This window comes from Asanoa sp. NPDC049475, from assembly GCF_040676915.1.
Taxonomy (GTDB): Bacteria; Actinomycetota; Actinomycetes; order Mycobacteriales; family Micromonosporaceae; genus Asanoa.
The window spans coordinates 90,189-106,511 of the sequence record NZ_JBFAPY010000003.1 but is presented as its reverse complement, the minus strand read 5'-3'; the positions used below and the strand labels follow the sequence as shown (position 1 = coordinate 106,511).

The 16,323-nt window shown below is 70.2% G+C and carries 19 protein-coding genes; 15 read left to right on the top strand and 4 right to left on the bottom strand.

What is annotated here, in order from left to right; all coding sequences use genetic code 11:
* Positions 1–84: 84 nt before the first annotated feature.
* The 5 genes from AB0J88_RS11575 (at position 85) to AB0J88_RS11555 (ending at position 3,212) form a co-directional block, all read left to right on the top strand.
* Positions 85–1,323, top strand: coding sequence for a family 16 glycosylhydrolase (locus AB0J88_RS11575; RefSeq protein ID WP_364345898.1), 1,239 nt, complete (start codon positions 85–87; stop codon positions 1,321–1,323).
* Positions 1,324–1,481: 158 nt separating this feature from the next.
* The gene (gene msrA, locus AB0J88_RS11570) at positions 1,482–2,141 is read left to right on the top strand and encodes a peptide-methionine (S)-S-oxide reductase MsrA (protein WP_364345899.1); all 660 of its coding nucleotides are present in this window, start codon (positions 1,482–1,484) and stop codon (positions 2,139–2,141) included.
* Between the two features lie 53 nt (positions 2,142–2,194).
* Positions 2,195–2,524 carry a nucleoside triphosphate pyrophosphohydrolase family protein gene (locus AB0J88_RS11565; protein WP_364345901.1) on the top strand — a complete coding sequence of 110 codons (330 nt, stop codon included), beginning with the start codon at positions 2,195–2,197 and terminating at the stop codon, positions 2,522–2,524.
* 74 nt (positions 2,525–2,598) lie between these two features.
* Entirely contained in the window at positions 2,599–2,802 is a 204-nt protein-coding gene (locus tag AB0J88_RS11560) for a hypothetical protein (RefSeq protein WP_364345903.1), read from the top strand.
* The gene (locus tag AB0J88_RS11555) at positions 2,799–3,212 is read left to right on the top strand and encodes a type II toxin-antitoxin system VapC family toxin (RefSeq protein ID WP_364345905.1); all 414 of its coding nucleotides are present in this window, start codon (positions 2,799–2,801) and stop codon (positions 3,210–3,212) included. The genes AB0J88_RS11560 and AB0J88_RS11555 overlap by 4 nt, the downstream gene beginning before the upstream one ends.
* 5 nt (positions 3,213–3,217) lie before the next feature.
* Here AB0J88_RS11555 and AB0J88_RS11550 read toward each other — a convergent pair whose 3' ends face one another.
* Positions 3,218–4,072: an NAD(P)-dependent oxidoreductase gene (locus AB0J88_RS11550; RefSeq protein ID WP_364345907.1), complete on the bottom strand. Its 855-nt coding sequence runs from the start codon at positions 4,070–4,072 to the stop codon at positions 3,218–3,220.
* A gap of 10 nt (positions 4,073–4,082) precedes the next feature.
* Positions 4,083–4,493, bottom strand: a complete 411-nt coding sequence (locus AB0J88_RS11545) for an HIT family protein (RefSeq protein WP_364345909.1) — start codon at positions 4,491–4,493, stop codon at positions 4,083–4,085.
* Between the two features lie 23 nt (positions 4,494–4,516).
* Here AB0J88_RS11545 and AB0J88_RS11540 point away from each other — a divergent pair, with 23 nt between their 5' ends.
* The 5 genes from AB0J88_RS11540 (at position 4,517) to ilvA (ending at position 10,137) form a co-directional block, all read left to right on the top strand.
* Positions 4,517–5,659 (top strand): cystathionine gamma-synthase, encoded by a 1,143-nt coding sequence (locus AB0J88_RS11540; protein WP_364345911.1) that lies wholly within the window; start codon positions 4,517–4,519, stop codon positions 5,657–5,659.
* A gap of 72 nt (positions 5,660–5,731) precedes the next feature.
* Positions 5,732–7,132, top strand: a complete 1,401-nt coding sequence (locus AB0J88_RS11535; RefSeq protein ID WP_364345913.1) for an amidase family protein — start codon at positions 5,732–5,734, stop codon at positions 7,130–7,132.
* A gap of 94 nt (positions 7,133–7,226) precedes the next feature.
* Positions 7,227–7,937, top strand: a complete 711-nt coding sequence (locus AB0J88_RS11530) for a DUF4328 domain-containing protein (RefSeq protein WP_364345915.1) — start codon at positions 7,227–7,229, stop codon at positions 7,935–7,937.
* Positions 7,934–8,929 carry a DUF4328 domain-containing protein gene (locus tag AB0J88_RS11525; protein ID WP_364345917.1) on the top strand — a complete coding sequence of 332 codons (996 nt, stop codon included), beginning with the start codon at positions 7,934–7,936 and terminating at the stop codon, positions 8,927–8,929. The genes AB0J88_RS11530 and AB0J88_RS11525 overlap by 4 nt, the downstream gene beginning before the upstream one ends.
* Entirely contained in the window at positions 8,926–10,137 is a 1,212-nt protein-coding gene (gene ilvA / locus AB0J88_RS11520; RefSeq protein ID WP_364345919.1) for a threonine ammonia-lyase, read from the top strand. The genes AB0J88_RS11525 and ilvA overlap by 4 nt, the downstream gene beginning before the upstream one ends.
* Before the next feature lie 39 nt (positions 10,138–10,176).
* On the opposite strand, the gene greA is transcribed toward ilvA, so the two are convergent.
* Together greA and AB0J88_RS11510 are read right to left on the bottom strand one after the other, a co-directional pair.
* Positions 10,177–10,677, bottom strand: coding sequence for a transcription elongation factor GreA (greA, locus tag AB0J88_RS11515; protein WP_364345921.1), 501 nt, complete (start codon positions 10,675–10,677; stop codon positions 10,177–10,179).
* An 87-nt stretch (positions 10,678–10,764) separates the two neighbouring features.
* On the bottom strand, positions 10,765–11,211 hold the full coding sequence (locus AB0J88_RS11510) for a DUF4307 domain-containing protein (protein ID WP_364345923.1): 447 nt from the start codon (positions 11,209–11,211) through the stop codon (positions 10,765–10,767).
* A gap of 123 nt (positions 11,212–11,334) precedes the next feature.
* Here AB0J88_RS11510 and mca point away from each other — a divergent pair, with 123 nt between their 5' ends.
* The 5 genes from mca (at position 11,335) to coaD (ending at position 16,308) form a co-directional block, all read left to right on the top strand.
* On the top strand, positions 11,335–12,216 hold the full coding sequence (gene mca / locus AB0J88_RS11505) for a mycothiol conjugate amidase Mca (RefSeq protein WP_364345925.1): 882 nt from the start codon (positions 11,335–11,337) through the stop codon (positions 12,214–12,216).
* Between the two features lie 62 nt (positions 12,217–12,278).
* Complete coding sequence (locus tag AB0J88_RS11500; RefSeq protein ID WP_364345927.1) at positions 12,279–12,527, top strand: hypothetical protein; 249 nt, start codon at positions 12,279–12,281, stop codon at positions 12,525–12,527.
* A 259-nt stretch (positions 12,528–12,786) separates the two neighbouring features.
* Positions 12,787–15,312 (top strand): GGDEF domain-containing phosphodiesterase, encoded by a 2,526-nt coding sequence (locus AB0J88_RS11495; RefSeq protein WP_364345929.1) that lies wholly within the window; start codon positions 12,787–12,789, stop codon positions 15,310–15,312.
* 264 nt (positions 15,313–15,576) lie between these two features.
* Positions 15,577–15,861, top strand: coding sequence for a hypothetical protein (locus AB0J88_RS11490; protein WP_364345931.1), 285 nt, complete (start codon positions 15,577–15,579; stop codon positions 15,859–15,861).
* 9 nt (positions 15,862–15,870) lie between these two features.
* Positions 15,871–16,308 (top strand): pantetheine-phosphate adenylyltransferase, encoded by a 438-nt coding sequence (gene coaD / locus AB0J88_RS11485; RefSeq protein WP_364345933.1) that lies wholly within the window; start codon positions 15,871–15,873, stop codon positions 16,306–16,308.
* Positions 16,309–16,323: the final 15 nt, after the last annotated feature.

Below are 16,323 nucleotides of genomic sequence, written 5' to 3'. Positions count from 1 at the left end.
GCTCTCTTGACACGACGTTCATCTATCTGACAGGTTTCCAGACAGTTACGTCCGTCATTGGATTCCGCTGATGAGGTGATCGTCGTGCTCCGTCCCCGCACACTGATCGCAGCCGCGGCGAGCGCCGTCTTCGTCGCGACCACGCTGGTCGTGCCGCTGGCCGCCGCTCCTGCCAGCGCCGCACCACCGCCAGGCGCGCTCGTCTGGTCCGACGAGTTCAACGGACCCGCCGGCAGCGCCGTCGACCAGTCGAAGTGGCGCTTCGACATCGGCGGCAGCGGCTGGGGCAACAACGAGCAGCAGTACTACACGAACAGCACACGCAACGCCGCCATGGACGGCGCGGGCAACCTGGTGATCACCGCGCGCCGGGAGAACCCCTCCAACTTCCAGTGCCACTACGGCACCTGCCAGTACACGTCCGCCCGGCTGCTCACCGCGGCCACGTTCAACCGGACCTACGGCCGGTTCGAGGCCCGCATGAAGATCCCGCGCGGTCAGGGCATCTGGCCGGCGTTCTGGATGCTCGGCAACCCGGTGAACTGGCCGACCAGCGGCGAGATCGACATCATGGAGAACATCGGCCGCGAGCCGAACATGGTGCACGGCACGATCCACGGCCCGGGCTACTCGGGCGCGGAGGGCATCGGAGCCGGCTACACGATCGGTGGCGCGTTCGCCGACGCGTTCCACACCTTCGCCGTCGACTGGTCACCCAACCTGATCATCTGGTACGTGGACGGCAACGAGTACCAGCGCCGTACGCCCGCCGATCTGGGTGGTGACCGCTGGGTCTTCGACCACAACTTCTTCATGATCATGAACGTCGCGGTCGGTGGCTACTGGCCCGGCTACCCGGACGGCTCGACGTCGTTCCCGCAGTCGATGACCGTCGACTATGTCCGCGCGTACGCCCTGCCGGGTGGGACCAACCCGCCGACCGGCGGCGGCCGGATCACCGGCATCGGCGGCAAGTGCGTGGACGTGGCGGGCGCCGGGACCGCGAACGGCACCGCGGTGCAGCTGTGGGACTGCAACGGAACGGGCGCGCAGCAGTGGACCTGGGCCTCCGACGGCTCGGTGCGGGCGCTGGGCAAGTGCCTCGACGTCCCGTCGGGTTCGACGGCGAACGGCGCGAAGCTGCAACTCTGGGACTGCAACGGCAGCGGCGCGCAACGGTGGACCTTCACGAGCGCCAACGACATCGTCAATCCCCAGTCGAACAAGTGCATGGACGCCACGGGCGCCAGCTCGGCAAACGGCACCAGGCTGCAGATCTGGGACTGCGGCGGCGGTGCCAACCAGAAGTGGTCGCGCAGCTGACGCTGCCCGCCCGACCGCTTCGGGCGAAGGGGCCCATTTCCGTCCTGGGTGGGCCCCTTCGTTTGCTCACCCGTCACACCCGGTCCTACCTCGCGTACGCGGGTAAGGGTTGTCTCGTTCGCGCTGTTACACCTGGCGGAACGAGAGGAGTTTCCACCGTGTTCCTGCGTCGAATGAAGTCCGACCTGCCCGCCCCCGGTGAGGCCCTGCCGGGCCACCCGCTCGGGTTGCCGGTGGCCGACAAGCACGTGGTGCTCGGCACGCCGATGGTCGGACCGTGGCCGGAGGGCGCCCAGGTCGCCGTCTTCGGCATGGGCTGTTTCTGGGGCGCCGAGCGCCTGTTCTGGACGCTGCCGGGCGTGATCTCGACGGCGGCCGGATACGCCGGCGGCCAGACCCGCAACCCCACGTACGAAGAGGTCTGCTCCGGACGCACCGGCCACACCGAGGTGGTCCAGGTCGTCTACGACCCGAGCAAGATTGACTACGAGGACCTGCTCAAGGTCTTCTGGGAGAACCACGACCCGACCCAGGGAATGCGCCAGGGCAACGACGTGGGCACCCAGTACCGCTCGGCGATCTACGCGACGACGGACGAGCAGTTGGCAACCGCCCAGTCGTCCCGGGACGCCTTCACCCCGATCGTGCGAGCGACTGGCCGCGGCGACATCACGACGGAGATCGGCAAGCTGGCCGACTTCTACTACGCCGAGGATTACCACCAGCAGTACCTGTCGGACGCGAAGAACCCGTACGGCTACTGCAACCACGGCCCGAACGGAATGACCTGCCCGGTGGGCGTGGCCAAGACGGCCTGACGGCCGCTGGCGCGGGTCCCTGGACCCGCGCCAGACCCGCATACTTGATCGTCATGGACCTGGACCACTATCAGCGGGGCGCGCTGCGCACTGCCGCGCCCCGCGACAAGAAGAACGAACTGCTCCACCTGGTCCTGGGTCTGGTCGGCGAGTCGGGGGAGGTCGCCGAGAAGTTCAAGAAGTGGGTCCGGGACCTGGAGAGCGACGAGTCCCGGATCGACCGGGCTGACATCGGCCGGGAACTCGGAGACGTGCTCTGGTACCTGGCGGTGCTCGCCGACTACCTCGACCTGTCCCTCGACGACATCGCGAAGGCCAACCTGGCCAAACTGGCCAGCCGCCAATCCCGAGGCGTCCTGGGCGGCAGCGGCGACAACCGCTGAGCGACCCAAGCTGGCCGGCACGGGACAACGGATCGGCGTCCGGGCTGTCACACTGGGCGACGGAGGTGTGACTCATGTCTACCGGAGCTCAGCGCTTCGACCGTTCGCGGCGGTTCTCGCATGGTCGCGAGTCGCTCGACGAGCAAGCGCGACGTCGTGGCATCGTCCCGGTTCGCGACCTCGCGGACATGGCCGATTTCGGCATCTTCGAAAGCGACGCTGAGCTATCCGCCTTCCTGTCCCACGTCGATGCGGAACGCCACGCGAATCTGGCGTGACCGTGAACTACGTCGTCCTCGACACTGACGTCGCGTCCCGCATCTTCCGAAACAAGGTCGACCGAGCCATGTCGGCACGTCTCGTCGGCACGGCGTGGTGCCTGACCTTCGTCAGCGTCGGTGAGTTGACGCAATGGGCCTCGCTACGCGACTGGAGCCATCGCAACCTCGCCGCGCTCGACGGATGGATGTCCCACTGCCTCATGCTCGACGCCGGGTGGGAGACCGCCCAGGCCTGGGGCCGCTTGTCGGCCGCCGGTCGGCGTCGTGGCCGGATGCATCCGTCCAACGACGCCTGGATCGCGGCTTCCTGTCTCACAGAGGGCCTGCCCCTCGCGACCTATAACGTCAAGGACTACGCCGACTTCGTCGAACACCATGGGCTGGTGCTCGTGAACCCCAGCGCATAGCTGCGTCAGGAGCGCCAGGTGTGTTGGGGTTCGTAGCCCAGGACTCGGCGGGCCTTCTCGATCGACAGGAACGTGCCGTGTTCGCCCACGTCGCGCGTGATCGGGATGTTCGGGAAGACCTCTGCCGCCAGGTCTGCTGACCTCTGCGGCATCACCGAGTCCGCGTTGGCGATGATGAAGATGTCCATGCCTGTCGCTTCCAGTTCCAGCGCCAGCCGCACCGCCTGGGCTCCGTCTCGGGCGTCGATGTAGGACCAGGCGTTCCAGCTTCGCAGCCGCGGGTCGTCCGCATAGGACGGGAACGCCGCGTAGTCCGATGGTTCCATGACGTTCGAGAAGCGTAGGCCGATCATTTTCAGGGCCGGGTTCCAGCGGCAGAACTGCTCTGCCATCTGTTCTTCGAGGTGTTTGGCCAGCGCGTAGGACGACTGCGGGCGCGCTGGGTATTCCTCGTCAACCGGGAGGTACGGCGGCGGCACCTCCAGGAAGGGCAGGCCCAGCAGGGTCTCGCTGCTTGCCCAGACCACATTGGTGATGCCGGCCGCGCGGGCCGCCGCGAAGACGTGGTGGGTTGCCGTGATGTTGTGGGTGAACGTCGCCGCGTTGGCGGTCAGGCCCGGTGCCGGGATCGCGCCCAGGTGGACCACCGCGTCGACGGACGCGTAGCGGTCCTCGATGCCCGACAGCGCCTCGACCACCTGGCCGTAGTCGCCCAGGTCGATCCGCGTGAACGGCGCCACCGGATCGGGTGACTGCACCCGGTCGACGTTGTGCACCTCGTACCCGTGCGAAAGAAGATCTCGCACCACGGCCCGGCCCAGCTTGCCGCTGCCGCCCGTGACGACGACTCGTGTTGTCATCCCACGGAAACTACAGCGCCGAGCCGATCCGCTTCGCGTAGTCCCGGGCCTCGTCGTCCGTCGCGTACTTGGTTCGCGGCCAGAAGAAACCCCGCAAACCGTCACCCTTCGTCCGGGGTACGACGTGCGTGTGCAGGTGCGGCACCGACTGCGAGACGCGGTTGTTCAGCGCCACGAACGAACCGCCGGCCGAGAGCGCGGACTGCACTGCCCGATCGACCGCCTGCACGAACCCGAAATATCCGGGCAGTAACGAAGCCGGCAAATCCGACAAAACCACGAGATGTGTGCGCGGCACCACCAAAGTGTGGCCTTTGAACACCGGCCGGGTATCCAGGAAAGCGACGCATTCCACCGTCGATCCCACCACGAATGCGGGCACCTCGCCCGCCACGATGCCGCAGAACACGCACTCGGCCACCGACGAAGACTAGCCTCCATCCAATGACCTACGGTTTCGAGACGCTCGCCATCCACGCCGGCCAGGATCCGGAGGCGCGCACCGGGTCGGTCGTGCCGCCGATCTACCAGACCAGCACGTACGCCCAGGACGGGGTCGGACAGCCCCGGGAAGGCTACGAGTACAGCCGGTCCGGCAACCCCACCCGCGACGCCCTGCAGGAGTGCCTGCGCGCGCTGGAGGGCGGTCGACGCGGCCTGGCCTTCGCGAGCGGCCTCGCCGCCGAGGACACCCTGCTGCGCACCGTCTGCCAGCCGGGCGACCATGTGGTGATCCCCGACGACGCGTACGGCGGCACGTTCCGGCTCTTCGCCAAGGTGGCCGAGCGCTGGGGGCTGACCTGGACCGCCGCGAGCATCCACCACCTCGACACGATGCGGAACGCGATCCGACCAGGTCAGACGAAGCTGATCTGGGTCGAGACCCCCTCGAACCCGCTGCTCGGCGTCAACGACATCGCCGCGACCGCCGCCCTGGCCCACGACGCCGGCGCGCTCCTGGTCGTCGACAACACCTTCGCCTCGCCCTACCTGCAGCAGCCGCTCGGCCTCGGTGCCGACGTGGTGGTCCACTCGACGACGAAGTACCTCGGCGGCCACTCCGACGTCGTCGGCGGCGCGCTGATCGTGAGCGACGACGAGCTCGGCGAGCGCCTCGCGTACCACCAGAACGCCATGGGTTCGGTCAACGGACCGTTCGACGCCTGGCTGACCATGCGGGGCATCCGGACCCTGGGTGTACGCATGGACCGGCACTGCGACAACGCCGAGCGCGTGGTCGACTACCTGCGTCACCACAAGGCGGTGTCCGAGGTGCTCTACCCGGGCCTGCCGACCCACCCGGGGCACGAGACCGCCGCCAAGCAGATGAAGCGGTTCGGCGGCATGGTCTCGTTCCGCGCCGCGGGCGGTGAGGAAGCGGCGGTACGCATCTGCGAGAGCACCGAGCTGTTCATCCTGGCCGAGTCGCTGGGTGGGGTGGAGTCGCTGATCGAGCACCCGGGCCGGATGACGCACGCCAGCGCGGCCGGTTCGCCGCTCGAGGTGCCGGCCGACCTGGTGCGGCTGTCTGTCGGCATCGAGACTGGTGACGACCTTCTGGCCGACCTGGAGCGCGCGCTCGGTTGACCTATTGAGACACTGCGGGGCACGGGTCGCGGGAGCGGCCCGGTGAGTGCGGCCCGATGGGGAGGGTGGCCCGTGCCTGAGACTGTGCCCAGCTGGGTCGGTGCGACCGCGCGCCAGATCGCGCGTGCGGTGCGGCGTGGTGACACGACCGCGACCCGGGTCGTCGCCGACCATCTCGACCACATCGCCGCCGCCGACCCGGTCGTATCCGCCTTCCGGACCGTCCGGGCCGGCGCGGCGATCGTCGAGGCGGAGGAGGTCGACGTCCTCGAGGACCTGTCCAGCCTGCCGCTGGCCGGCGTCCCGGTGGCGATCAAGGAGAACACCGCGATCGCCGGCATGCCGATCTGGAACGGCTCCGCCGCCGCGCGTACGCCCGTCGCGGCCGAGGACCACGAGGTGGTCCGCCGGCTGCGGGGTGCGGGCGCGGTGGCTGTCGGCATCACCCGGATGCCGGAGCTCGCGCTGTTCGGCATGACCGACGACGAGACCGCGGTGACCCGCAACCCGTGGCGCACCGACCGCACGCCGGGCGGCTCCTCGGGTGGCGCGGCGGCCGCGGTGGCCAGCGGCATGGTGCCCGTCGCGCACGGCACCGACGGGCTCGGCTCGATCCGCATCCCCGCGGCCTGTTGCGGTCTGGTCGGCCTCAAGCCGGGCCGCGACGTGGTGCCCCGCGAGCTCGGCGCCGACGGCTGGTTCGGGCTCAGTGAGCACGGCGTGCTCGCCACCAGCGTGGCCGACGCGGCCCTGGTGTTCGGGGTGCTGGCCGGCCGCAACCCCGAGAAGCTGGTCGAGCCCACCCGGCTGCGCGTGGCCCTGTCGACCCGCTCGCCGGTGAGCGGCATCCGCCTGGACCCACCCAACCGCGAGGCGGTCGCGACCGCGTCGAAGCTGCTGGTCAACGCCGGGCACGACGTGGCCTCGGTCGACCCGGTCTATCCGGTGTCGCTCGGCCTGAAGGGCATGGCGCACTGGTTCGCCGCGGCGGCCAGCGACGCCGACTTCGACTCGCTCGACCGGGCCGCGCTGCAGCCGCGCAGCCGCCGGCACGCGAAGCTGGGCGACTGGGTGACCCGCCGTGGCTACGTCCGTCAGGACGACCGCGACGCCTGGCGGCAGCGCTCGATCGACTTCTTCACCGACAACAACGTCGACGTGCTGGTCACCCCGGCCCTGGCCGCCGCGCCACCGCCGGCCGACCTGTGGTCCGCGCGGTCGTGGCGGGCCAACCTGACGACCAGCCTGCGGTACGCGCCCTTTGCCGCGCCGTGGAACATCGCCGGCCTGCCCGCGCTGGTCGTGCCGGTCGGCATGCGGCCCGACGGGCTGCCGCTCGGTGTGCAGCTGGTCGGTCCGCCCGGCAGCGAGTCGCTGCTGCTGTCGATCGCCGGCCAGTTCGAGGTGGCCGCGCCCTGGCCCCGGCACGCCCGCTCGTGGCCGCGCGTCGAGGACCCGGCCGGCGCCGCCTGATCGGCGTCGATCTCTGCCTGTCCGGTTGATCTCCGGTTCGGCGCGCGACACGGACAATCTCCTCCGTTCAAGATCGAAAACGGGGGATGCGTTGATGAGTGAGGCTGTCCACGAAGGTCGCCGGACCTATCGGGTACGCAGCGTCGGCGTGGCCGCGACCGTCGCGGTCGGGCTGGCCGCGGTGAGCCTGACGTCCGTCGCGGTGCTGTTCTGGGCGATCGCGGTCAGCCTCGACCGTGCGGCCGTGGCGGGCCGGCTGGACACCGCGCACGCGTTCCAACGCCTCACGGTGATCGGCACGCTGGTCTTCACCGCGACGCAGTTCCTGTCGCTGGGGCTGACCATGATCTGGCTCTGGCGGGCGCGGAAGAACCTCGACGCCTTCCCGGGCGCGGCGCCGATCATGTCGCAGGCCTGGACCGTCGGCGGCTGGTTCGTGCCGATCGCCAACTTCGTCGTGCCCGGCCGCATCGCGTTCAACGTGGCGCGCCAGAGCACCCGCGAGCGGTCCGTGGCCGCCGCGGTCGTCGTCTGGTGGATCGGCCTGGTGGTGGCGATGTTCGCCTATCGCCTCGGGGCGGCCTCGGCGGACAGCCGGCGCTTCTCCGTCGACGTCACCGACCTGGCCGTCCTCGCGGACTACTACGCCTCGTGGGCCACCGTCACCACCGTGGCCGCCGCTGCCGGCCTCGTCGCCGCGATCGGGTTCGCCTTCGCCGTCACGCGGATCTCCGTGGCGCAGGAGGAGCGGATCCACCGAGGCTGGTACGAGGAGCAGAACCGGGCCATGGCGGCGAGCGCGTGAACCAGTTCGTCTACGAAGGCCACCGGACCTATCGCAACCGCGGGGTGGCCGTGGCCGCGATCGTGGTGGTGGGCCTGACCGCGTTGGCCCTCGCGATCGTCGCGGTGTTGTGCTGGATGATCAAGATCAGCATCGACCGGAGCGGATACACCGGCAGCCTCGACACCGCCTCGACGTTGGAACGCGTCGTCGACGTCGCCGCCCGCGCCTACGGCGTGCTGCAGCTCGCGTCGCTGGCGCTGACGATCATCTGGCTCTGGCGGGCGCGCAAGAATCTCGACGCGTTCCCGGACGCGAAGCCGTCGATCCCGGCCGGCTGGGCCATCGGCGGCTGGTTCCTGCCGATCGCCAACCTGTTCGTGCCCGGCCGGATCATGGCGAACGCGGCCCGGGAGAGCACCCACAATCGCTGGGTCACTCGGGTAGCCGTCATCTGGTGGATCGCGCTGTTGGTCACGTGGATCGCCGACCGCGTCGGAAACCTGTGGGCCGAGAACGCGCTCTACGCGTACGACACCGTCGACCCGCAGCTGGTGTCGAACTTCTACGGAGAGCTCGCGCGCGGCACCACCGTGGCCGGCGCCGCGGGCGTCATCGCCGCGGCCGCGTTCGCGTTCACCGTCTCCCGGACCTCCGCGGCGCAGGAGGAACGGATCTACCGAGGCTGGTACGAGGAGGAGAACCGCGCCCTGTCGGCCCCTTCCGGAGCGCCGACCGCGCTCGGGGGCGTGCCGGCCGAGCCGCCCGGCGCGGAGCGCTGGGATCCCGCCGCCTCGTCCGAGGCCGGCCAGGGGATCGATCCAGCAGGCGTCGGCCCGGACGCTGCGGGCGTGCCCGGCCGGGACGTTGCGGGCTCGCCCGGCGCGGGCGCCGCCGGCGCCGGCACCGGCCCGGGCGGCGCCGGCACCACCCCCGTGGCCGACCCAGTGATCGGCGTAACACCACGGGCCGCCGCGCCGGACGGCGATGGAAGTGCGACCATCGGGGCATGACGGACCTTGTCGGGCTGGCCGACGTCGAGGCGGCGCGTGAGCTGCTCGCCGGCGTCGTGCGTACCACGCCGATGGAACCCTCCCGCCCCCTGAGCGCCCGACTCGGCGGCCCGGCCTGGCTCAAGTGCGAGAACCTGCAGCGTGCCGGCTCGTACAAGGTTCGCGGAGCGTACGTCCGGATCGCCCGGCTCTCCGGGGCCGAACGCGCGCGCGGCGTGGTCGCGGCCAGCGCCGGCAACCACGCGCAGGGCGTCGCGCTGGCCGCCGAGATGCTCGGCACCAGCGCCACCGTCTTCATGCCCGAGGGCGCACCACTGCCGAAGGTCGCGGCGACCAAGGGCTACGGCGCGGCCATCGAGCTCGTCGGTGCCACGGTCGACGAGTCGCTGGTGGCGGCCAAGGAGTTCGCCGACCGCACGGGCGCGGTCTTCATACACCCCTTCGACCACCCCGACGTGATCGCCGGCCAGGGCACGGTCGCACTGGAGATCCTCGAACAGTGCCCGCAGGTCCGCACGATCGTGACCGCGGTCGGTGGCGGCGGCCTCGTCTCAGGGCTGGCCGTGGCGGCGAAGGCGATCAATCCACACGTACGCGTGATCGGGGTGCAGGCCGCCAACGCCGCCGCCTTCCCGCCCTCGCTGGTGGCGGGGGAGCCGACCCGGCTGTCGAACTATTCGACGATCGCCGACGGCATCGCGGTCGGCTGCCCCGGCGAGATCACCTTCGCGCACGTCGAGAAGCTGGTCGACGAGATCGTCACGGTGACCGAGGAGGACATCTCCCGGGCGCTGCTGATGTTGCTCGAGCGCGGCAAGCTGGTCGTCGAGCCGGCCGGCGCGGTCGGCGTCGCGGCGCTGCTCGCCGGCGTCGTCGAGGCCGAGCCGCCGACGGTCGCGGTGCTCTCGGGCGGCAACATCGACCCGCTCCTGCTGATGCGGGTGATCGAGCACGGCCTCGCCGCGGCCGACCGCTTCCTGCGGTTCACGGTGCGCTGCGCGGACCGGCCGGGCCAGCTCGCCAACCTGCTGGGGCAGATCGCCGACCAGCACGCCAATGTGGTCGACGTGGTGCACCAGCGCCAGAACCCGCGGCTGCGCCTCGGCGAGGTCGAGGTCGCGCTGTCGGTCGAGACCCGCGGCTCGGAACATTCCGACCAGGTGGTCGGCGCACTGCGAGCCAGCGGATACGTCGTGTCGTTCGCGTGAGGTCGGCGGAGTCGGAACTCCGCCGACCTAGCAGCTTGCCTAGCCCTCGAAGGGGGCGAACTTGACCACGGTGACCTTGATGTCGGCGCCGCTGGGGGCCGTGTAGGTCACGGTGTCGCCGTTGTGCGCGCCGAGGATGGCCTTGCCGAGCGCCGATTCAGGGCTGTAGACGGTCAGGTCGGTGGTCGCCGAGATCTCGCGCGAGCCGAGCAGGAACGTCTCGGTGTCGTCGGCGTCGTCGTCGAAGTGGATCGTCACCACGGTGCCGGGCGCGACGGCGTCGGCGGTGGGGGCATCGCCGACCTGCGCGGTGCGCAGCAGCTCCTTGAGGTAGCTGATCCGGTGCTCCTGCTTGCCCTGCTCCTCGCGGGCGGCGTGGTAGCCGCCGTTCTCGCGCAGGTCGCCTTCCTCGCGGCGGGCGTTGATCTCGGCGGCGATCACCGGGCGGGCCTTGATCAGCTCGTCGAGTTCCGCCTGGAGCCGGTCATGCGCGTCCTGGGACAACCAGGTGACGGGAGTCCCGCGGTCGGTCGTGGACACAGACGATCTCCTTGGGTGGCGGGTGACAAGTACGAACTTCCAACTTACCAGCGATCGACGACCGGGTGTCGCGCCCGAAACACCCGTTTATTGCGCGGGTACGCAGCGCAGCACTTCTCCGATAAACGGCTCAGCCGTCGTGACCAGGCGTTCGGTGACCGTTGTGGTGGCACCGTCGCCGGACTGGTCCCGGACCACGACCTCCTGGCGGCCGACCTCGGAGCCGTCCTTGGCGCGCGCCCGCAGCACGCAGCTGGCCTGACCACCCTCTGGGATCGTGACCCGGAACGTGAGCGTGAGCCCGGCGTCGCTGATGTCGGTGTAGGTCACTACCTGGGCGTCGTACGCCGGGTCGCCGTAGTTTTTGTATAGCCGGACGGACACGAGCGCGCCGATCACCAGGACCACCAGGGCCAGGCCGGCGACCAGCACGGGCCGGCGCCGCTGGGGCTCGCGCCGACGGCCGTAACGGCCGGGCGGGAACACCGGCGCGGGCGGCGTGGTTGGTGTGGCTGATGTCGGAGTCTCGGTCAACGGGGGCACCCCTGCGGCTAGGTCCCGGCGAAATCTTGTCGGTGCGATCCGCCAGAATGGCAGGGTTCCATCCTCGCAGCCGAGGATGAGCAGGTCCGAGGCAGGTTCGAGGGGGAGCAGTCCGTGGCAGAGCAGTTGCGTCTGATGGCCGTCCACGCCCATCCGGACGACGAGTCCAGCAAGGGTGCCGCGTCGGCCGCGCGCTATGTGGCTGAAGGTGTCGAGGTGCTGGTCGCGACCTGCACGGGCGGCGAGCGCGGCAGCGTGCTCAACCCCAAGCTCGACCGGCCCGACGTCTGGGAGAACATCGCCGAGATCCGCCGCGCCGAGATGGACGCGGCCCGGGCGATCCTCGGCATCAAGCAGGCCTGGCTGGGCTTCGTCGACTCGGGGCTGCCCGAGGGCGACCCGCTGCCGCCGCTGCCGGAGGGCTGTTTCGCGCTCCAGCCGCTCGAGGTGGCCACGGCGCCGCTGGTGCGGCTGATGCGGGAGTTCCGGCCGCACGTGGTGACCACCTACGACGAGAACGGTGGCTACCCGCACCCCGACCACATCATGTGCCACAAGGTCAGCGTGGCTGCGTTCGAGGCGGCCGGTGACCCCGAGCGCTACCCCGACCTCGGCGAGCCGTGGCAGCCGCTCAAGCTCTACTACAACATCGGCTGGAGCCGGGCCCGGCTGCTCGCCACCCACGAGGCGATGCTGGCCGCGGGGCTGGAGTCGCCCTACACCGACTGGCTCAAGGACTGGGACTCCCGCGAAGACAAGGGCGACCGGGTCACCACCAGGGTCGAGTGCGGCGAATACTTCGAGACCCGCGACGACGCGTTGCGGGCGCACGCCACCCAGGTCGATCCCGACGGCGCCTGGTTCCGGGTGCCGCTCGACCTCCAGCGCAAGGTCTGGCCGACCGAAGACTTCGAGCTGGTCAAGTCGCTGGTCGACAGCCCGGTGCCCGAGTCCGACCTGTTCGCGGGCGTACGGGAGGCGGTGCGCGCCCGCTGAGCAGGCGGGCGTAGCGTGAAGGGCCGCTGCCGACCCCCGGGCTGAGAAGGAGTGTGCCGCCGATGCGGACTGTCGTCGACGTGCTCGCGGTCAACAACTTCGGTGACACCCGGGAGGGCGGCCTGGCCGGCCCGATGGGGCTGCTGCTCATCATCCTGCTGGGCACCGCGACGGTTCTGTTGATCCGCAACATGAACAGCCGCCTCCGGCGGCTGCCCGAGCGGTTCCCCGGACCGGATGACAGTGTCGTGGATCCGACCACCGCGAAATCTGTCGCCGCGAAACCATCTGACCCGATTGACCGTTCCTGACCACCACTGGATTCGTTCCAGACTGGGCAATCCGGTGCTGACCAGGCACGACGGCACCCATTGACGGCCAAACCAGACGTCTGACCCCTGTTGCGCCCACTCGGATTGGCTTAGCCTTCCGCCGTGGGGACCCGTGTGGGTTTCCGTGGCGTGCGCGGAAGGGGGCGCCGATGACGATCGCCGGCCGCTCCCGGCATGATCTGTCGTTTGCCGATCATCGCCGCGTTCACGTCGACCGTCCCATGGACGGGAGCAAGCGATGAGCGCGCTGCGCGCCGGCATCGACCGGGCGGTCCGGGGCTCCGGCGCGAGCGAGGTGCCCGTCCGCGCGCACGCCTTCACCGCCATGCTCGTCGTGCTCGCGGTCGTCGCGACGATCAGCGGGCTGCTCTGGCCGGCGTTCCTCCGCGAAGGCGACCCGCTGCCGCCGGCCGCCCGGTTCGGCATCGCCTGCGGCCTGATGGCGCTGGCCCAGCTCGCCAGCCTCCGACTACGCATCGGCTCCGGGCGACTATCCGTCACCTGGGGCGAGGCCGGCTTGATCATCGGCCTCTACGCCGCACCCTCGGGCTGGCTGCCGGCCGCCACGTTCGCCGGCACGTTCGCCGCCTGGCTCCTCATGTCGGTCTTCGCGAAGCTCCGCACCCCGCTCGAGGTCGTGTTCATCGCGGCCAGCCAAACCGTCGCGGTCGCCGGCGCCGTCACGGTCGCCTGCCTGCTCTCCGACCCGATCGGCGCACCGCTCACCCCGCCGCTCGCCGTGGCCCTGATCCTCGGTGCGCTCACGTACCTGCTCGTGGGTGCCCTGCTGGCCGTGCTCTTCCTGCGCCTCGTGCACGGCGTCCCCGTGTTCGCGACTTTGCTGCGGGCGCTCAACGACAAGCTGCTGATGTTCATCGGCAACGTCGTCGTCGGCCTCGCCGTGGTGGCCATGGTCCACTCCGACCCGGCCTGGCTGTTCCTGCTCCCGCCCGCGCTCTGGCTGCTCCAGCAGACCTACGGGCAGCGCCTGCGGGCCGCCGACGAGCGCCGCGCCTGGGAAGAGTTCGCGGGCGCGACCAGCGCCCTCAAGAAACTCGACGAGGAAGAGGTCGCCGCGGCCGGGGTCGCCGGCGCGCTGCGCCTGCTGGTCGCCGAACGGGTCGACCTCGACGTGGTCCGGATGGACGGCGGCTGGCGGCGCCACTGGGGCGACGCCGACGGCGGCAGCGGCGCCGAAGACGTCGACGAGCGCCCGGCCACCGACGGCGACGACTCCACGCTCGTCCGCGAGCTCACCGTCCGCGGCCAGCTCGTCGGCCAGATCCGGGTCGCGCTGCCCAGCCCGACCCTGCCGTCCGCCCGCGACGAGTTCGCGCTGCGGTCCTTCGGCGACACCCTGGCGGTCGCCCTCCACGACGCCGTCACCCACCGGGCGTGGTCACTGCTCCAGGAACGCTCGTCGTACGACGCCGTGCACGACGCACCGACCGGCCTGCTCAACCGCGCCGCTGTGGTCGCACAGGGCGACGCGGCCCTGCGCCGGCTCGGCCGCGACCACGCGATCGCGCTGCTGGTCCTCGACATCAACCGGTTCCGCGCCGTCAACGACACCCTGGGCCACGCCGCCGGCGACGAGCTGCTCGCCGCCACCGCGACCCGCATGAACACCCTGACCGGGCCGGGCGAACTGCTGGGCCGCCTCGGCGGTGACCAGTTCGCGCTGCTGATCGCCGGCCCCGAGCGGATGACCACGTCCCGCGCGCTGGACCGGGCCGACGAGATGGTCGACGCCGTAGCCGCCACCACCGAGGTGCAGGGCATCGCCCTGGCGGTCGAGGCGTCCGCCGGCGTCGTCGTCGCGGCTGCCGGCGGGGCCAACATGGGCGAGTTGCTCCGCCGCGCTGACATCGCGCTCCGGCAGGCGAAGGAAGGTGGGGGCGGCAACACCGCCTGCTACGACCCCAGCCGCGACGAGAGCAGCACCGACCAGCTGACGTTGCTGTCCGAGCTCCGCGAGGCGCTCGAGGCCGAGGACCAGCTCGTGCTGGCGCTGCAGCCGGCGGTCGACCTGACCACGGGCGCACCGACCGGCGTCGAGGCCCTGATCCGCTGGCGCCACCCACGCCGCGGCATCCTCAAGCCCGGCGACTTCGTGCGCGCCGCCGAGGACAGCGACCTCCTCGGAGCCTTCACGCTGTACGTCATCGACCGTGCCCTGCGGGTCGCCGCAGACGTGGCCGCGCATGACATGGACGTGCCGATCGCGGTGAACCTCTCGGCGCACAACCTGCTCGACCAGCACCTCCCGAACGCCGTCGCCGAGCTCCTCCGCCAGCACAACGTCGGGCCCGACCGGTTGGTCTTCGAGATCACCGAGACAGTGGTCATGAGCGACCAGGAGGTCATCGACGAGGTCCTGGCCGGCCTACGCTCCATGGGCATCCGGATCGCCCTCGACGACTTCGGCACGGGCTATTCATCGCTGGCCTTCCTCGAGCGGGTGCCGGTCGACGAAGTCAAAGTGGACCGCTCGTTCGTGATGCGCATGGCCGAGTCCCCCCAGGCCGCCGCGATCGTCCGCTTCACGATCAACCTCGGCCAGGAGTTGGGTCTTCGGGTCGTCGCCGAGGGCGTCGAGACGGCTGCCCAGCGCGCGGCCCTCGAGAACTTGGGCTGCGCTGCGGCCCAGGGCTACCACTTCTTCAAGCCGATGCCTGCTGACAAGATCGTGGCCGTTCTTAGCCAACTTACTGATTCGGCTCGGGCCAAGGTCTTTCCGCTTCGGGCTGATGGGTCGGCTTGAGCCGTCCCCCGCCCTGACCCACTTCCGCGTTTGTCGACTCCGGCTCCCGGTCGCGGGTCACTGTCCATTGGTTGATCCCCGCTGCGCGATCAGTGGGTGGCTCAGGCCGCAGGGTCGCTTTCTGTTGTCGTCGACGCACACAATGGCTTGGTGCGAGTGGTGGCCAGGGGCGCGACCGGTGAGTGGGACGTTTGGCGGGTTGGGCGGCGGCGGCTTGCTTGGCGACCCGTCTACAGGGGATGGGACTTCCCCGATTCCGCCGACATGACCGGCATCGTGCTCGCCCTGAATCTCCTGCCCATCGTCTGGTGGCTGGTCATGTGGTTGGCGGCGCTGCTGGCGACTGTTGCCGTGTGGCCTTGGCGGGCGGTGAGCGGGCGTTGGCTCGTGGTGGCCTACTCGACCACCGGCAGCGACAAGTCTCGTCGCGCCCACGTGCGCGGTCGCGCTGCGGCAGACGCGTTGGCGCGGGAGTGGGCGTCGGAGATCAAAGGCCGTCCGGTTTGCGGCCTGGCTACCCGCGCGAAGCAGCCCTCCACGTCGCTCTAGCCTGACCAGGTGGCACACGCGCCTGCTGTCGGTGTCGGCCCGATTCGAGCGGTCTATCCCGGCACTTTCGACCCCTTCACCCCGGGCCATTTCGACCTCGTTGAACGGTCACGCCGGTTGTTCGACCACGTCACCGTCCTGGTCGCAGTCAACGACGACAAACGCCCGACCCAGCCGACCTCGGCGCGGGCAGCCCAGATCGAGCGCGCGCTTCCATCGGACTGGCACAACGTCTCCGTAGCCGCCTGGCACGGCTTGACCGCGGACTACTGCCGACACCACGACTGCACCGTGATAGTCCGTGGCGTGCGCGACCCGACCGACTACGACCGCGAACACGAGCTAGCGGCGATGAACGAGGCGCTAGGCGTCACGACAGTCTTCGTGCCAACCCGCCCAGACCTAGCGACGATGTCATCCACGGCACTACGAACTCTGCGAACCTGACCCAGCGGAACGCAC

Bases quoted from the DNA above. Each gene is read 5' to 3' on its own strand.
- AB0J88_RS11500 (WP_364345927.1), top strand. From the start codon at position 12,279: ATGCGGACTGTCGTCGACGTGCTCGCGGTCAACAACTTCGGTGACACC.
- AB0J88_RS11495 (WP_364345929.1), top strand. From the start codon at position 12,787: ATGAGCGCGCTGCGCGCCGGCATCGACCGGGCGGTCCGGGGCTCCGGC.
- AB0J88_RS11530 (WP_364345915.1), top strand. From the start codon at position 7,227: ATGAGTGAGGCTGTCCACGAAGGTCGCCGGACCTATCGGGTACGCAGC.
- AB0J88_RS11560 (WP_364345903.1), top strand. From the start codon at position 2,599: ATGTCTACCGGAGCTCAGCGCTTCGACCGTTCGCGGCGGTTCTCGCAT.
- AB0J88_RS11550 (WP_364345907.1), bottom strand. From the start codon at position 4,072: ATGACAACACGAGTCGTCGTCACGGGCGGCAGCGGCAAGCTGGGCCGG.
- ilvA (WP_364345919.1), top strand. From the start codon at position 8,926: ATGACGGACCTTGTCGGGCTGGCCGACGTCGAGGCGGCGCGTGAGCTG.
- AB0J88_RS11490 (WP_364345931.1), top strand. From the start codon at position 15,577: ATGACCGGCATCGTGCTCGCCCTGAATCTCCTGCCCATCGTCTGGTGG.
- AB0J88_RS11540 (WP_364345911.1), top strand. From the start codon at position 4,517: ATGACCTACGGTTTCGAGACGCTCGCCATCCACGCCGGCCAGGATCCG.
- AB0J88_RS11565 (WP_364345901.1), top strand. From the start codon at position 2,195: ATGGACCTGGACCACTATCAGCGGGGCGCGCTGCGCACTGCCGCGCCC.